This is a genomic window from Comamonas sp. DB36 (assembly GCF_057914905.1).
The window spans coordinates 862,554-877,615 of sequence record NZ_CP196631.1 but is presented as its reverse complement, the minus strand read 5'-3'; the positions used below and the strand labels follow the sequence as shown (position 1 = coordinate 877,615).

The following is a 15,062-nucleotide window of genomic DNA, read 5'->3' as shown; positions in this document are numbered from 1 at the left end:
TGCAAATGGCCCAGTACTTTGAAGCCCACCCCGACAACCCCCAGCCGCGCCTGCTCAAGCAGGCTGCGACGCTGCTGCAAAAAGGCGGCGTGCTCGCCGTGCCCACCGATTCGAGCTACGCGCTGGTCTGCCATCTCGACGACCGCGACGCCGTGGAGCGCATTCGCCGCATCCGCCAGATCGACGAGAAGCACCATCTGACGCTGCTGTGCCGCGACCTGTCCGAGCTGGCGAACTACGCCCAGGTCGACAACCGCCAGTACCGCCTGCTCAAGCTGGGCACGCCAGGCCCCTATACCTTCATCCTCGATGCGACCAAGGAAGTGCCGCGCCGCGTGAGCCATCCGCAGCGCAAGACCATAGGCCTGCGCGTTCCCGATCGCAAGGGACTGCTGCTGCTGCTCGAACTGCATGGCGCGCCGCTGCTGGCCTGCACCTTCATTCCCCCGGGCGAGACCGAGCCGCTGAACGACCCGCAGGAAATCCGCGAGCGCTTCGAGAAGCTGCTCGACGGCATCGTCGACGCCGGCGCCTGCCCGCAGGAGCCGACCACGGTGCTGGACCTCACGACCATGGCCAATGGCGGCGATGCGACGCTGGTGCGCCAGGGACGCGGAGAGCTGGGACCGTTGGGGCTTTAAGTTGCGACGTACTGCCGCTGCGTCCTGAAACGCCCTTCGACAGGCTCTCAAAAAACAGTTTCTTCGACAATTAAATCAAGTACTTAGAAAGCACTCGATTTGCGCAAACAGCGACGAACGCCTCTAAACCGTTCGTGGTGAGCCTGTCGAACCATGAACGACCTGTCCCCATGACTTGAGCGCAGGCCGTTCATCCTTCGACAAGCTCAGGACGAACGGGGGACGAGGCCCGCTGTTTCTTTTGAACGCCTTGCGAGACCTCGGCTCGCTTACCCCGCTCAGGGCGAACGAAAAACCGTTCGATCACTCCGCCAGCGCCAGCGCCGGACGCGTTGAAACGGCGCGGCTGACCACTACCGTTGCGGCGCCACCCTCTTCGTCATCGAGCTTGAACGCCCCGACCGCAAGCTGCAGATCGCGTGCGCGTTCCGACAGCGCCTGGGCCGCATGACCGGCCTGGCCGACCAGGCTGGCATTTTCCTGGGTCGCGCCGTCCATGTGCGCCACGGCCAGGTTGACCTGGGCAATGCCTTCGCTCTGCTCGGTCAGCGCCTGGGAAATTTCGCCCAGCAGACCCGTGACCTGGCCGACCGCGCCGACGATTTCCTGCATCGTCTTGCCGGCCTGGCCCACCAGGCCCGAGCCGCTTTGCACCTGGTCCACGCTGGCCGTGATCAGCGCCTTGACCTGCTTGGCGGCCTCGGCCGAGCGTCCGGCCAGGCTGCGCACTTCGCTCGCTACCACGGCAAAGCCACGGCCCTGATCGCCCGCGCGCGCGGCTTCGACGGCGGCGTTGAGCGCCAGGATGTTGGTCTGGAACGCAATGCCTTCGATCACCTGGATGATGTCGACAATCTTGCGCGAGCTGCCGCTGATGGCTTCCATGGTCTGCACCACCTGGCCGACGACGATGCCGCCGCGTTCGGCCGTGGCCGAAGCGCCCACGGCCAGGCCGCTGGCCGACTGCGCACGGTCGGCGTTCTGGCGCACGGTGGCGGTGAGCTGCTCCATGCTGGCCGCGGTCTGCGTCAGCGCCGCCACCTGGTCGTCGGTGCGGCGCGACAGGTCGACATTGCCGGCGTCGATCTCCGAGGCCGACACGCAGATCGAATCGCTGGACTGCTGGATGCGCCCCACCAGCTCGGTCAGCGTGTCCTCCATGGTGCCCAGCGCGCCCAGCAGGCGGCCGAAGTCGCCCTGCAGATCGGAGCTGAACTCCTGGCTCAGATCGCCGGCGGCAACGGTTTCGGCAATCAGGATCGCCTGCTGCAGCGGCCGCACTATGCCCTGGCGCAGGCTGACCCAGGCGATGACTGCGAGCGCGCAGACCGCGCTGCCCAGACCCAGCACCCACCAGCGCACCTGCTGCACCGCGGCCTGGGCCACATCGGTCGCACCGCCCGATTCGAGTGCGTGATCGGCCGCGCCAAGGGACCAGGCGACAACCACCATCATCGCCACCATCAACGCGCAGATGCCGCCGAAAGCAATTACCAGCCGCGTACCAATCTTCCAGCTACCGAATCCCATGTCTGTGCCTCTTTCTGCGCCAGGCGCAACTGTCTCAGTGTTGTAGTGGTTGTAGGAATGACCTGCCAGACGACAGTGCAGGCACAGATCCAATTGCATTTTGCAATAAATTGACAATTTGCCGCTCAGGACATGCCCGCAGCCGACGCTAGCGCACGGAAAACGCGCCGGTCTGAGACAATCATCGCGTGGACTTCTCCAATCTCATCCAAACCGTACTCATCTATGCCCTCCCCGTGCTGTTCGCCATCACGGTCCATGAGGCCGCCCATGGCTATGCCGCGCGCTACTTCGGAGACAACACCGCGCACATGCTGGGACGCATCACGCTCAACCCGCTCAAGCACATCGATCCCGTAGGCACCATCCTGATGCCGCTGATGCTGTACTTCGCGACGTCGGGCGCGTTCCTGTTCGGATACGCAAAACCCGTGCCGGTACAGTTCGGCAACCTGCGCAACCCCAAGCGCGACATGATCTGGGTCGCGCTGGCCGGGCCGGCGTCCAACTTCTTCCAGGCCATTTTCTGGGCCATCGTGCTGGTGGTGCTGGTGACCCAGGGCGTGCAGGAGCGCTTCTTCGTCGAGATGGCGCGCGCCGGCATTCTGGTCAATCTGGTGATGTGGGCGTTCAACCTGTTCCCGCTGCCGCCGCTCGACGGCGGGCGCATTCTCGTGGGCCTGCTGCCCTGGAAGCTCGCCAACCAGGTCGCGCGCATAGAGCCGTTCGGCTTCTTCATCGTGCTCGCGCTGGTGGTCATGGGCGTCGTCGGCACCATCTGGCTGCGCCCGCTGATGACCCTGGGCTACAGCGCCATCGACCTGCTGCTGACCCCGCTGCTCGCGCTGCTGCGCTGAGCGCCCCCCTTTTTGTTTATTGCGACGTATTGGTTTTTCCATGGCTACTACCCGATTTCTCACCGGCATCACACCTTCGGGCACCCCCCATCTGGGCAACTATGTGGGCGCGATCCGCCCGGCCGTGCAGTCGAGCCAGCGCGCCGACGTGCAGAGCTTCTACTTCCTCGCCGACTACCACGGCCTGATCAAGGGCGCCGACCCGCAGCGCCTGCAGCGCTCGACGCTGGAGATTGCCGCGAGCTGGCTGGCCGCGGGCCTGGACCCCGAAAAGGTCATGCTCTACCGCCAGTCCGACGTGCCGGAGATTCCCGAGCTGTGCTGGCTGCTGACCTGCGTCACCGGCAAGGGCCTGCTCAACCGCGCCCATGCCTACAAGGCGTCGGTCGACAAGAACGTCGCCGCGGGCAATGACGTCGACGCCGATGTCACCGCCGGCCTGTTCATGTACCCGGTGCTGATGGCCGCCGACATCCTGATGTTCAAGGCGAACAAGGTGCCCGTGGGCCGCGACCAGGTCCAGCACCTGGAAATGGCGCGCGACATCGCCTCGAGCTTCAACCACCTCTACGGCGAACTGCTGGTGCTGCCCGAAGTCGTGATCGACGACAACGTCGCCACCTTGCCCGGCCTCGACGGCCGCAAGATGAGCAAGAGCTACAACAACACCATCCCGCTGTTCACGCCGCGCGAGCAGTTGCGCAAGCTGATCAACGGCTTCACCACCGACTCGCGCGCGCCCGGCGAGCCCAAGGAGACCGAAGGCTCGGCGCTGTTCCAGCTGTTCCAGGCCTTTGCCTCGGCCGAGGAGACCGCGGCGCTGGCCGCGCAGTACGCGCAAGGCATTGCCTGGGGCGACGCCAAGCAACGCGTGTTCGAGCGCCTGGACCAGGAAATCGCGCCCATGCGTGCGCGCTATGAAAGCCTGATGGCCGACCCCGCGCAGATCGAGAAGATCCTGCGCGTCGGCGGCGAGCGAGCGCGCGCGCTGGCCACGCCGTTCACCCAGCAACTGCGCGAAGCCGTGGGCCTGCGCAGCCTGGCGCAAATCCAGGCGCCGAAAGCCGACAAGGCGCAGAAGTCGGCCCTGCCCCAGTTCAAGCAGTATCGCGAAGCCGACGGCAAGTTCTATTTCAAGCTGGTCTCGGCTTCGGGTCAGCTGCTGCTGCAAAGCACGGCCTTCGACGCCCCCAAGGAAGCCGGTCAAAGCATTGCCCGACTGCAGCAGCAGGGCACGGCCGCGTTGGCCGAGCTGGCTGCGCGTCTGGCGCCCGTCGATGGCGTGGGCCAGGACGAAGTCGCCAAGGCACTCGATCAACTGCTGGCTGCGGCCAACGCCTGAAGGCGTTGCAATCCGATGTGAGCCATGAAAAGGAGCGAAGATGCGCCGAATAGCTGTCTTGGATGATGACCCGCTGTACCTGGAAATGGTGCAGCAGGTCGTGCAGGGCGCCGGCCATGTCTGCCGCACGCACGCCACGGGCTCCGCGCTCATGCAGGAAATGCGGCGCGAGACTTTCGACCTGCTGATCGTCGACTGGGAGCTGCCCGATACCTCGGGTCCGCAGGTGGTGCACTGGGTGCGCGAGCAGTTCGGCAATGAAATGCCCATTCTGTTCATCACCCATCGCAGCGAAGAGTGCGACATCGTTTCCGGCCTGGGCAGCGGCGCCGACGACTTCATGGTCAAGCCGGTGCGCATGGGCGAACTCAGCGCGCGCATCCATGCGCTGCTGCGCCGGGCCTATCCCGACAGCGACGAAGATGTGCAGGACTTCGGCCCCTACCGCTTCACCTCCTCGACGCAATCGCTGGAGTTCAACGGCCAGCCCGTCGAGCTGACGCACCGCGAGTTCGCGCTCGCCAAGCTGCTGTTCCAGAACCAGGGCCGGCTGATGTCGCGCGACCACCTGCGCGATGCGGTCTGGGGCCACAGCGCCGAAGTGCTGTCGCGCACGCTCGACACCCATATCTCGCGCCTGCGCCAGCTGCTGAATTTGCGCCCCGGCCAGAGCTACACCATCTCGGCCATCTATGGCTATGGCTACCGCCTCGATGCACGCGATGCGCCCGTGGCCCTGCCATCACCGACCTGACGGCCTGTCCTGCCCATGATGCTTCGCCGCCCCCGCTCCCCCCTGTCCCGACCCGCGCTGTGCTGCATCAGCGGCCTGCTGCTGGCCTGGAGTTGCGCCGCGTCCGCGCAAACGCCCACGCTGGTGGTCGACGGCCTGATCGCCCACCGCGTCGCGCCGGGCGACACGCTGGAGCAGATCGCGCGCCAGTATCTGGGCGACCACCGCCTGTGGCCTGAACTGCAGTCGTTCAACCGCGTCGCGAATCCACTGCACCTGCAGCCGGGCTTCACGCTGCGTTTTCCCGACCGCCTGCTGCAGATGGCGACGGCATCGATAGAATTTGTGCGCGGCCCGGCCGTGGCGATCTCGCCTGCGCGCCGCGCCGGCGACAGCCAGGCACCGGCCGCGCCGCAGCGCCGCAATGTGCAGGCCGGTGAAACGCTGCAGGAAGGCGATCAGCTGCAACTCGACGCCGATTCTTTTGTCTCGGTGCGCCTGGCCGACGGCTCGCTGGTGCGGGTACAGGCCCAGTCCGACGTGCAGATACAGCAGATGCGCCGGCGCGGCCGCGCGGGCAGCATGCAGTCGGTGCTGGACCTGCGCTCGGGAGCGCTGGACGCGACGGTCACGCCCGCGCCCGCGAGCCCGCCGCGCTTCGAGATCCGCACTCCCGTGGCCTCGACCAGCGTGCGCGGCACGCGTTTCAATGTACAGATAGCCGACTCGGGCCGCACCATTGCGGCCGTGGACCAAGGCTCGGTCGCCGTGACCAGCGCCGCGGCTGCGCGCCCGGGCGCCAGGCCGGCGGCCGTGCTGGATGCAGGCCAGGGCCTGGCGGTTTCCGCCGATGCCATCGTGGGCGCGCCCGGCGCGCTGCTGCCCGCGCCCGAACTGGCTGCGCTGCCCGAACGCTTCGAAGATGCGCATTGGCTCGACCTCTCCTGGCCGGCGATTGCCGGTGCCAGCAGCTACCAGCTGCAGGTCGCGCGCGACGCGCAATTCAGCCAGGTGCTGCGCAGCGCGACCGGCGAGACGCCGCAGCAGCGCTTTGCGGCCCTGGACGATGGCGACTACTTTCTCGCGCTGCGCGCGCTCGACGCCCAGGGGATTCCCGGGCGCCTGGCACAGCGCGGCATACGCATCAAATCCCAGCCCGTGCCGCCGCTCTACCAGACCCCGGTGGCCGCAGGCGTGCTGGCCCAGGGTGCAGGCATGCTGCAATGCACCGGCGTGCCCGGCGCCATCGCCTACCGCATCCAGGTCGCGGGCGCAGCCGGTTTCGCCCAGCCGCTGCGCGATGCGCGCGTAGACGGCGACTGCCGGCTGTCGGTCGCCGAACTGCCGGCAGGCGCCTACCAGTGGCGCGCGGCCAGCATACGCAGCACGCCCGCCGATGCCGCCGACCAGGGGCCGTTTGCCGCGGGCCAGCCGTTCACCGTGGCCGCCCCTCCCGCGGCGCTGGCCGCCAACGACATCGTCCTGGGCATGCAGGACGACACGGCGCAGCTGAGCTGGCCGGGCCAGTCCGGCCACAGCTACAGGCTGATGGTCGCCAGCGATCTGGCCTTTGCCCAGGTGCTGCATGACGCCGTGCTGCAGCAGCCGCACTGGTCCGCGAGCACGCTGCCGCCCGGGCGCTACTACGTGCAGCTGCAGATCATCGACCGCAGCGGGCTGCGCAGCCGCTTCTCCGCGCCGCGCGAGTTTGCCGCCGGCAACACCGTGCGCGACGGCTCGGGCGCGATTTTGCGCACCGGCGCCGACATGCCGCTGCATCGCCAGTAAGGCGCCGCCTTGGTGCCGCCCACTGCCCCTGCCCGGCGCCGCCTGCGCTGGCAGCGTCTCGAATGGGCGGCGCTGGCGCTGGCGATCTTCGCACTGGTGCTCTGGTTCAGCGGACCGGGCCACTTCGCGCGCACCAACGCCGCCGTACAGGATATCGCCACGGGCCTGAACCAGCCCGTCGCAGCGCCCGACATCGTCATCATTGCCATCGACGACGCGAGCATTGCCGCGATCGGCCGCTGGCCCTGGCGGCGCGCGCTGCACGCGCAGCTGCTGCAGCAGCTCTCCAGGCAGCCGCCGCTGGCCATAGGCATGGACATCCTGTTCAATGAAGAGGACCTCGACTACCCCGGCGACGATCTGATGCTGGCGCGGGCCATCGCGCAAAGCGCGCGCGTGGTGCTGCCCGTGGTGCGCAGCAACCCCGGAGCGCGCAGCCCCGCCGACCTTCCGCTGGCCGCGCTGGCGCAAGGCGCGCGCGCGCTGGGCCATGTCCATGTGCAGGTCGACGGCGATGGCGTGGCGCGCAGCTATTACGCCTACCAGGGGCCGCCGCAGCAGCCCTGGCCGCATCTGGCCCTGGCCATGCATTGCATGGTGGAGACCACCGCCCCGGCCTGCGCGCCCGCGGCGGCCGCTTCGACTGCTTCCGCCACCGATGCCGGCTGGCAACGCCTGCAGCGCGAGATCATCCGCTACGCCAAGCCGCAGCCGCCATTCACGCGCTATTCCTATATCGACGTGCTGCGCGGCGCCATTCCCGCGGCGGCGTTCCGCGACAAATATGTGCTGATCGGTGCCACCGCCACCGGCCTGGGCCCGGGTTTTTCGCCGCCGTCGGGCACCGGCCTGCGGCAGCTGCCGAACGTGGACATGCTGGCCCATGTGCTCAACGACACGCTGCAGCACCGGCCCCTGCAGGCCGCCACGCCCTGGGCCAACCGGCTGTTCAATGCGTTTCCCGTGCTGCTGGCGCTGGTCGGCCTGGCGGTGCTCGGTCCGTCATCGGCGCTTGCAGTCTGCGCCGGGCTGCTGGGCCTGACGCTGCTGGCCGCGGCGCTCGCGCCGCTGGCTTTCGGCGTGCAGTTCGCGCCCGCGGCCGCGCTGGTCGCGCTGGCTTTCATATACCCGCTGTGGAGCTGGCGGCGCCTGAACGCCGCGGCCCATTTCCTGGGCCTCGAAATGCAGGACCTGCAAAAAGGCTTGCCAATGATGCAGCCCGCACCCCAGACCGGCGGCGACTTTCTCGCGCGCCGCATCAGCGCGGTCGAGCATGCATCGCGCGAACTGCGCCGCCTGCACCATTTCGTCAGCGAAAGCCTGCTGCAGCTGCCTTCGGCGACCTTTGTCTGCGACGACCAGGGCCGGGTGCTGCTGGCCAACACGCTGGCCCAGCAGTACGCGGCCGGCGTGGGCCAGCGCGCGGTCACGGGCCTGGCGCTGCCGACGCTGCTCCAAGGCCTGCGCGACCGCGACAGCGGTGCCGCGCTGCTCACGCCCGACAGTCTGCGCAGCGCCGAGGCACCGCTGCACCTCGAAGGCGAAGACCGCCAGGGCCGCAGCCTGATGCTGCTGCGTAAACCGCTGGCCACGGGCACGGCCAGCGGCTGGATCATCACTCTGGTCGATCTGAGCGCCATGCGCCAGGCGCTGGCCCAGCGCGATCAGGCAATGCACTTCATCTCGCACGACATCCGCGCGCCCATAGGCGCCATCATCACGCTGCTCGACATGCGCGAGGCCAACGCCGGCCCGGCCAGCGCCGAACTGCTGCAGCGCATAGAACGCTATGCCCAGTCTTCGCTGACGCTGGCCGACGATTTCGTGCACCTCGCGCGCGCGCAGAACCAGCCGCTGCGCCAGGAAGCGGTCGACCTTGCCTGGGTGCTGGAACAGGCGATAGACGACTGCTGGGCCCAGGCGCAGGCGCAAGGCATGGAGCTGTCGTTCCTGCCGCCCGAAGAAGCCGCCATGCTGCAGGGCGACGCTTCGCTGCTGCGCCGCGCCATCGTCAACCTGATAGGCAATGCGATCAAGTACGGCCGCCCGGCGCAGCCCGCGGCCGGCGGCGCGCGCATCGAATGCACGTTGGCGGCACGCGGCAACGCCTGGGCGCTGTCGGTGCGCGACCAGGGCCCTGGCATTCCCGCCGACCAGCAGGGCCGGCTGTTCCAGGCCTTCGACCGGCTGCAAAACCAGAACAACGCCCAGACCAGCGGCGTGGGCCTGGGCCTGGCATTCGTGCACACCGTGGTCATGCGCCACGGCGGACAAATTGAAGTGGCGAGCAGCGCGGGCGCGGGCAGCATGTTCACGCTGGTGCTGCCGGCAGGCTAAACATCCTGCGCCATGCACGCTGCGTGGCGTCCGCCCTGAGCAAATGGCCGTTCGCCCTGAGCAAATGGCCGTTCGCCCTGAGCAAATGGCCGTTCGCCCTGAGCCTGTCGAAGGGCGTCTCGCATGCAGAGCAGACGAAATGCTGGCGGTGGCTGCGCTGGGCAGGACCGATCGCGCATACGAAAAAACCTCAGAGTATTTCTACTCTGAGGTTTCACGTTTGGTGCGGCTGGCAGGAATCGAACCCACGACCCCTTGGTTCGTAGCCAAGTACTCTATCCAGCTGAGCTACAGCCGCTAAGCTTCGTATTCTAGCCGCAGTTCAATGGCCTTTTGGAGAAAACCCGGCTTTTTTTGTTCGGATCACCAAAATCCCGGCTTCCTGGCCCATTTGCCCAGACGGTGCTCCGAGGCATCGAGCAACTCCTTGCGCTGCGCGGCAAGCCAGCCCAGCGCGAACCAGGCCTCGGGCTGGGCGGGCAACAGCTGGGTGAATGCCTGCTCGGCGACCACGAGATCGTTGTACTCGCCCAGCGCATCCTGGGCGGGCTTGAGGCGCTGCACATAGGACTGGACTTTCTTCGCGCGAAACAGCGAGGCCGTGAACTCGACGGCATAGCGCAGGCGCTTGATGCGCCGGCGCGCGCGGTGGCGCTGTTCGTCCGCGAAATCGGCATAGGACTTGGCATCCTTGGCCAGTTGGCGGTGCAGATGATCGAGCTTGGCCGCGGCCAGCGCGCGCAAGCCGCCCACGGGCGCAGGCGTTTCGGTCTCGGCCGGCGCAGCTTGGGAAAATGCGATCAGCGCCAGCCACAAGCGGGTGGTCGCCGGGGCGCGCAGCAGTTCGTCTATGGCCAGGCCTGCAGCTTCGGCCGGCAGTTCGGCCAGCGGTGCGCCGGCCGCGCGCAATGCAGGCAGCAAATCGGCTTCGAGCGCGTCGCGGTCGCGCACGCCGCCCAGCTGACCGAACAGCGTGGCCAGCGCCGGCTCCCAGTCGGCATCGACCGCGGGCGACCAGTCGCCATAGATGCGCAGTGCCGTGCGCAGGCGGCGCAAGGCCACGCGGGTCTGGTGCACATGTTCGGCTTGGGCCGCGCCGCCCGCCACTTCGGCGGCATTGGGCAGCAGATGCGCCAGGCAGGCAGCGACCATCTGGCGCAGTGCGGCGTCGGGCGAATGCGGTTCCTTGAGGACTACGTCCTGCGCATACACCGGCGCCACGGCCGACTCGCGCCGCGCGAGCTGCTGGCCGCGCTCGGCCTTGCTGATCACGTCGACCCACAGGCCGTGGCGCGCTGCCCAGCGCGCGGCCAGCGCCACCAGCGCGTCCACGGAGCCGCTCTTCAATTCGAACTCGATTTCGTGCAGTGCCCGGGTGTCGCTGCCGGCGCGAATCTCGCCCACGTCGAGCGCGACTTCGGCCAGCACGCCGGTGCTGCGTATCATGCGCAGGGTGCGCTGCACATCGGTGGCGTAGTAGACCTGCAGGCTCGCGGCCTGATCGCCCAGGGCCGCGGCCAGCTGCTCGCCTGCGGCCGTGCCCGCATGCAGCGCCGTGTCGAGCCGCGGCTCGCCGCCGTGCGCCGCGCGCGGCACTTCATGCTCGAGCCGCGTCCAGCGGTTCTCGCCCGGGCACTTGAGCGTCTGCACCCAGTCATCGCCCTCCTGGCGCAAACGCAGCGAGACATGGGCTTTCGCCAGCCGCTGATCGGGCGTGTCGAAGTATTGCGCCTGCAGGCGCAGCGTCTTCACATTCGCCTTGGCCTTGCCCTTGGTCTGCGTCAGCGCGTGCAGCAGCGGCTGGCGCTTGCCCGCCGGCACCTGGAATTTCAGTTCGATTTCGTTCATAGGACCCTCCAAATCACAGGGCCTGTGCCCTGCTCCCGCTGTTTTTTCGACTATAGCGGGGCTGCAGGAACGGCGGGTCCTCCATTTCGCTGCATTGGGTAACTTGCCTCACGCCACCGCAGGCAACCCGGCCAGCAGCTTGTCCAGCGTGATCGGGTAGTCGCGCACGCGCACGCCGGTGGCGTTGTAGATCGCATTGGCAACGGCCGCGGCCGCGCCGCAGATGCCCAGCTCGCCCACGCCCTTGGCCTTCATGGGCGAGGACTGCGGATCGGTCTCTTCGAGAAAGATCACTTCCTGGTGCGGAATGTCGGCATGCACCGGCACTTCATAGCCCGCGAGGTCGTGGTTGACAAAGAAGCCCTTGCGCTTGTCGACCGCCAGTTCTTCCATCAGCGCCGCGCCCACGGCCATGGTCATCGCGCCTATCACCTGGCTGCGCGCCGACTTGGGGTTCAGAATGCGGCCCGCGGCGCACACGGCCAGCATGCGGCGCACGCGGATCTCGCCGGTGTCCATGTCGACGCCGACTTCGACGAAATGCGCGCCGAAAGTCGACTGCTGCTGTTTCTTGGCGAGGTCGCCGAATTCGATCTTGTCCTCGACTTCAAGCCCGCCCTCGCCCGCTGCGCTGGCCAGCGCAGCGCTGCGCCCGGCGGCGCTCACCTGGCCGTTGGCGAACTGCGCTTCGCCGGCGGCAAAGCCCAGCTTCCTGGCGACTTCCGCGCGCAGCTTCATGCAGGCCGCGTACACGCCCGAAGTCGCGCTGTTCGCGCCCCACTGGCCGCCCGATCCGGCCGACGCGGGAAATGCCGAGTCGCCCAGGCGCACAAACACCTTTTCCAGCGGCACGCCCATGACTTCGGCCGCGGTCTGGGCAATGATGGTGTACGAGCCCGTGCCTATGTCGGTCATGTCGGTCTCCACCGTGACGACGCCGCGGCTGTCCAGGCGCACGCGCGCGCCCGAGGTCATGAGCAGGTTGTTGCGGAACGCCGCGGCCATGCCCATTCCCACTAGCCAGCGGCCGTCGCGCACCTGGCCCGGCTGGGCCTGGCGCCGGCTCCAGCCGAAGCGCTCGGCGCCGGTGCGCATGCATTCGATCAGTTGGCGCTGCGAGAACGGCCGCTCGGGATGCTCGGGGTCGACCTGGGTGTCGTTGAGAACGCGCAGCTCTATGGGATCGATGCCGAGCCGCTGCGCGAGTTCGTCCATCGCCACTTCGAGCGCGCTCAGGCCGCTGGCTTCGCCGGGCGCGCGCATGGCATTGCCTTCGGGCAGATCAAGCTGGGCGAGCCGCACGCCGCTTTCGCGATTCGGCGCGGCATAGAGCAGCCGCGTCTGGTCGACCGCGGGCTCGGTCGAGCCGCCGCGCAGATTGCCCGAGCAGCTGTCGTGCGACAGCGCCGTGAGGCGGCCTGCGCGCGTCGCACCCAGGCGTATGCGCTGTATGGTCGCGGGCCGGTGCACGGTGTTGTTGGCAATCAGCGGCCGCTGCAGCGCGACCTTGACCGGGCGCTTGACGGCGCGCGCGCCCAGCGCCGCGAGCACGGCGTCGGCGCGCACCCAGAGCTTGGCGCCGAAGCCGCCGCCGATGAACGGCGAGACCAGCCGCACCTGGGACTTGGGGATGCCCAGCGTCTTTGCGACATCGTCCACACCCCAGGCGATCATCTGGTGCGAAGTCCACAGCGTGAGCTGCTGGCCCTGCCATGCAGCCATCGATGCATGCGGCTCCATCATCGCATGCGACTGGTCGGGCGTGGTATAGGTGGCGTCCAGCGTCACCTCGGCCTTGTCGAAGGCGCTGGCGAAATCTCCGACCACCGACAGCGCGGGGTTGTCCTTGGAGCCCGGCGGGCGCGGCGCGGCGTCGCGCTCTTGCGCCAGGTCGAACTTGCCGTCGGCCGAGGCATAGGTGATGCGCACCAGCTGCGCCGCGGCGCGCGCCTGCTCCAGCGTGTTGGCGACGACCAGCGCCAGCGCCTGGTGATAGTGGGCGATCTCCGGGCCGCCCAGCAGCGGCGCGGTGTTGTTCTTGACCTTGCCCAGCTTGCCGGCATTGCGCGCCGTGACGATGGCCAGGACGCCGGGCGCGGCGCGCGCGGCTTTCAGATCCATGGAAGCGATGCGGCCCTTGGCGATGCCTGCGCCGACCACCCAGCCGTAGGCCGGATCGGCCACGGCGTCATGGCGTTCGTAGGCATAGGGCGCCGTGCCCGTGGTCTTGAGCTTGCCGTCGACACGGTCGGTGGCCTTGCCGATGTACTGCAGCTGATCGATGGGATTGGTGGTCGCGGGAGTGTCGAATTTCATGGTCAGGCTTTCGCTTGCAGCAGGGCCGCGGCGAGCGTGCGCTCGACCAGAGGCAATTTGAAGGCGTTGTCGTGCGTGGGTGCGGCGCCAGCGAGCAGTTGCGCCGTCACGGCCGACGCGCCTTGTGGCAGCAGGACTTCGGCAGCCGGCGATCGCCAGGGCTGGTGGGCGACACCGCCCAGGCCCACGCGGCCCGAGCCGTCGGGCTGCAGCACCAGCGCCACCGAGACCAGCGCGAACGCATACGAGGCGCGATCGCGCACCTTGCGGTAGATGTGCTTTCCGCCCAGGGGCTTGGGCAACGTGACGGCGGTGATCAGCTCCCCGGCTTCAAGAACCGTCTCGACATGGGGTGTCTGGCCCGGCAGGCGGTAGAAGTCGGCGATGGGAATCACGCGTGCCTGGCCGTCCGGACGCACGGTTTCCACGGCGGCATCGAGCACGCGCATGGCAACCGCCATGTCGCTGGGATGGGTGGCGATGCAGGCGCTGCTCGCGCCTATCACCGCATGCTGGCGCGTGATGCCGCCGAGCGCGCTGCAGCCGCTGCCCGGCTGGCGCTTGTTGCAGGGCTGGTCGGTATCGTAGAAGTAGGCGCAGCGCGTGCGCTGCAGCAGATTGCCCGCGGTCGTCGCCTTGTTGCGCAGCTGGCCCGAAGCGCCGGCCAGCAAGGCGCGCGACAGCAGCGCGTAGTCGCGGCGCACGCGCAGGTCGGCGGCCAGATCGGTGTTGCGCACCAGCGCACCGATGCGCAGCCCGCCTTCGGCCGTGGGTTCTATCTTGTCGAACGCCAGCGCGTTGACATCGACCAGATGCTGGGGCGCCTCGATCTGCAGCTTCATCAGATCGAGCAGGTTGGTGCCGCCCGCAATGAACTTCGCGCCGGGCTGGCGCGCGACGGCGGCAGCGGCCGCGGCGGGCGTAGTGGCGCGCTCGTAGGTGAACGGTTTCATGCCGCACCTCCGACTTCCGCCATGGCGTCGACGATGTTCGAGTACGCGCCGCAGCGGCACAGATTGCCGCTCATGCGTTCGCGCAGTTCCGTGAGCGACAGCAGCGGCTGCGCGCCCAGGTCGGTGCTCACATGGCTGGGAATGCCCTGCTTGATTTCATCGAGCACGGCGACGGCCGAGCAGATCTGGCCCGGCGTGCAATAGCCGCACTGGAACCCGTCGTGCTTGACGAAGGCCGCCTGCATGGGGTGCAGCTGCTGGGGCGTGCCCAGGCCTTCGATGGTCGTGACCTGCGCGCCTTCGTGCATCACGGCCAGCGTGAGGCAGGAATTGATGCGCCGCCCGTCGACGATCACCGTGCAGGCGCCGCACTGGCCGTGGTCACAGCCTTTCTTGCTGCCCGTGAGGTGCAGGTGCTCGCGCAGCGCGTCGAGCAAGGTGGTGCGGGTGTCGAGTTCGAGCTTGCGCTGCTGGCCATTGACCGTGAGCGACACGGGCGTCGGCGCTGCGCCGCGGGCCGTTGCAACGGGCGCCGAGGCCGTCTGCGTCGCCGCTGTGGCCTGGGCCGCGGCGGCCGTGGCGGCGCAGGCGATCAGCGCATCGCGGCGCTTGATGGCAGGCATTTCAAGGCGGTTCATCGCGGTTCCTTTTTTTGTGGGAACCTGCATTAACCCGTGCTGAGCGCAGTGCAGTCAACAGCCCACGGCGCGCAGTACG

At 68.1% G+C, this 15,062-nt stretch carries 11 protein-coding genes and 1 tRNA gene; 6 read left to right on the top strand and 6 right to left on the bottom strand.

Annotated features, from left to right (window positions below; translation table 11 throughout):
- Positions 1-5: 5 nt before the first annotated feature.
- On the top strand, positions 6-641 hold the full coding sequence (locus tag ACSVDO_RS04185; RefSeq protein ID WP_489595042.1) for an L-threonylcarbamoyladenylate synthase: 636 nt from the start codon (positions 6-8) through the stop codon (positions 639-641).
- Positions 642-944: 303 nt separating this feature from the next.
- On the opposite strand, the gene ACSVDO_RS04180 is transcribed toward ACSVDO_RS04185, so the two are convergent.
- Positions 945-2,171 (bottom strand): methyl-accepting chemotaxis protein, encoded by a 1,227-nt coding sequence (locus ACSVDO_RS04180; RefSeq protein WP_489595040.1) that lies wholly within the window; start codon positions 2,169-2,171, stop codon positions 945-947.
- 188 nt (positions 2,172-2,359) lie between these two features.
- On the opposite strand from ACSVDO_RS04180, the gene ACSVDO_RS04175 reads away from it, so the two are divergent.
- The 5 genes from ACSVDO_RS04175 to ACSVDO_RS04155 are packed head-to-tail and all read left to right on the top strand — an operon-like array spanning position 2,360 to position 9,228.
- On the top strand, positions 2,360-3,028 hold the full coding sequence (locus ACSVDO_RS04175; RefSeq protein WP_332533987.1) for a site-2 protease family protein: 669 nt from the start codon (positions 2,360-2,362) through the stop codon (positions 3,026-3,028).
- A 40-nt stretch (positions 3,029-3,068) separates the two neighbouring features.
- Entirely contained in the window at positions 3,069-4,370 is a 1,302-nt protein-coding gene (locus ACSVDO_RS04170) for a tryptophan--tRNA ligase (protein WP_332533986.1), read from the top strand.
- A gap of 40 nt (positions 4,371-4,410) precedes the next feature.
- Positions 4,411-5,124, top strand: coding sequence for a response regulator transcription factor (locus ACSVDO_RS04165; protein ID WP_489595037.1), 714 nt, complete (start codon positions 4,411-4,413; stop codon positions 5,122-5,124).
- A gap of 15 nt (positions 5,125-5,139) precedes the next feature.
- Positions 5,140-6,891 (top strand): FecR family protein, encoded by a 1,752-nt coding sequence (locus ACSVDO_RS04160; RefSeq protein ID WP_489595035.1) that lies wholly within the window; start codon positions 5,140-5,142, stop codon positions 6,889-6,891.
- A 12-nt stretch (positions 6,892-6,903) separates the two neighbouring features.
- Positions 6,904-9,228 carry a CHASE2 domain-containing protein gene (locus ACSVDO_RS04155; RefSeq protein WP_489596326.1) on the top strand — a complete coding sequence of 775 codons (2,325 nt, stop codon included), beginning with the start codon at positions 6,904-6,906 and terminating at the stop codon, positions 9,226-9,228.
- 221 nt (positions 9,229-9,449) lie between these two features.
- On the opposite strand, the gene ACSVDO_RS04150 is transcribed toward ACSVDO_RS04155, so the two are convergent.
- The 5 genes from ACSVDO_RS04150 to paoA form a co-directional block, all read right to left on the bottom strand.
- Positions 9,450-9,526 (bottom strand) — tRNA-Arg (locus ACSVDO_RS04150).
- A 65-nt stretch (positions 9,527-9,591) separates the two neighbouring features.
- The gene (locus tag ACSVDO_RS04145) at positions 9,592-11,076 is read right to left on the bottom strand and encodes a CYTH and CHAD domain-containing protein (protein WP_489595033.1); all 1,485 of its coding nucleotides are present in this window, start codon (positions 11,074-11,076) and stop codon (positions 9,592-9,594) included.
- 108 nt (positions 11,077-11,184) lie between these two features.
- Positions 11,185-13,392 (bottom strand): aldehyde oxidoreductase molybdenum-binding subunit PaoC, encoded by a 2,208-nt coding sequence (gene paoC / locus ACSVDO_RS04140; protein ID WP_489595032.1) that lies wholly within the window; start codon positions 13,390-13,392, stop codon positions 11,185-11,187.
- Between the two features lie 2 nt (positions 13,393-13,394).
- Positions 13,395-14,345 carry an FAD binding domain-containing protein gene (locus ACSVDO_RS04135; RefSeq protein WP_489595030.1) on the bottom strand — a complete coding sequence of 317 codons (951 nt, stop codon included), beginning with the start codon at positions 14,343-14,345 and terminating at the stop codon, positions 13,395-13,397.
- Positions 14,342-14,983 (bottom strand): aldehyde dehydrogenase iron-sulfur subunit PaoA, encoded by a 642-nt coding sequence (gene paoA / locus ACSVDO_RS04130; RefSeq protein WP_489595028.1) that lies wholly within the window; start codon positions 14,981-14,983, stop codon positions 14,342-14,344. The genes ACSVDO_RS04135 and paoA overlap by 4 nt, the downstream gene beginning before the upstream one ends.
- Positions 14,984-15,062: the final 79 nt, after the last annotated feature.

Bases quoted from the DNA above. Each gene is read 5' to 3' on its own strand.
- ACSVDO_RS04185 (WP_489595042.1), top strand. From the start codon at position 6: ATGGCCCAGTACTTTGAAGCCCACCCCGACAACCCCCAGCCGCGCCTG.
- ACSVDO_RS04180 (WP_489595040.1), bottom strand. From the start codon at position 2,171: ATGGGATTCGGTAGCTGGAAGATTGGTACGCGGCTGGTAATTGCTTTC.
- ACSVDO_RS04170 (WP_332533986.1), top strand. From the start codon at position 3,069: ATGGCTACTACCCGATTTCTCACCGGCATCACACCTTCGGGCACCCCC.
- ACSVDO_RS04165 (WP_489595037.1), top strand. From the start codon at position 4,411: ATGCGCCGAATAGCTGTCTTGGATGATGACCCGCTGTACCTGGAAATG.
- ACSVDO_RS04160 (WP_489595035.1), top strand. From the start codon at position 5,140: ATGATGCTTCGCCGCCCCCGCTCCCCCCTGTCCCGACCCGCGCTGTGC.
- ACSVDO_RS04145 (WP_489595033.1), bottom strand. From the start codon at position 11,076: ATGAACGAAATCGAACTGAAATTCCAGGTGCCGGCGGGCAAGCGCCAG.
- paoC (WP_489595032.1), bottom strand. From the start codon at position 13,392: ATGAAATTCGACACTCCCGCGACCACCAATCCCATCGATCAGCTGCAG.
- ACSVDO_RS04135 (WP_489595030.1), bottom strand. From the start codon at position 14,345: ATGAAACCGTTCACCTACGAGCGCGCCACTACGCCCGCCGCGGCCGCT.
- paoA (WP_489595028.1), bottom strand. From the start codon at position 14,983: ATGAACCGCCTTGAAATGCCTGCCATCAAGCGCCGCGATGCGCTGATC.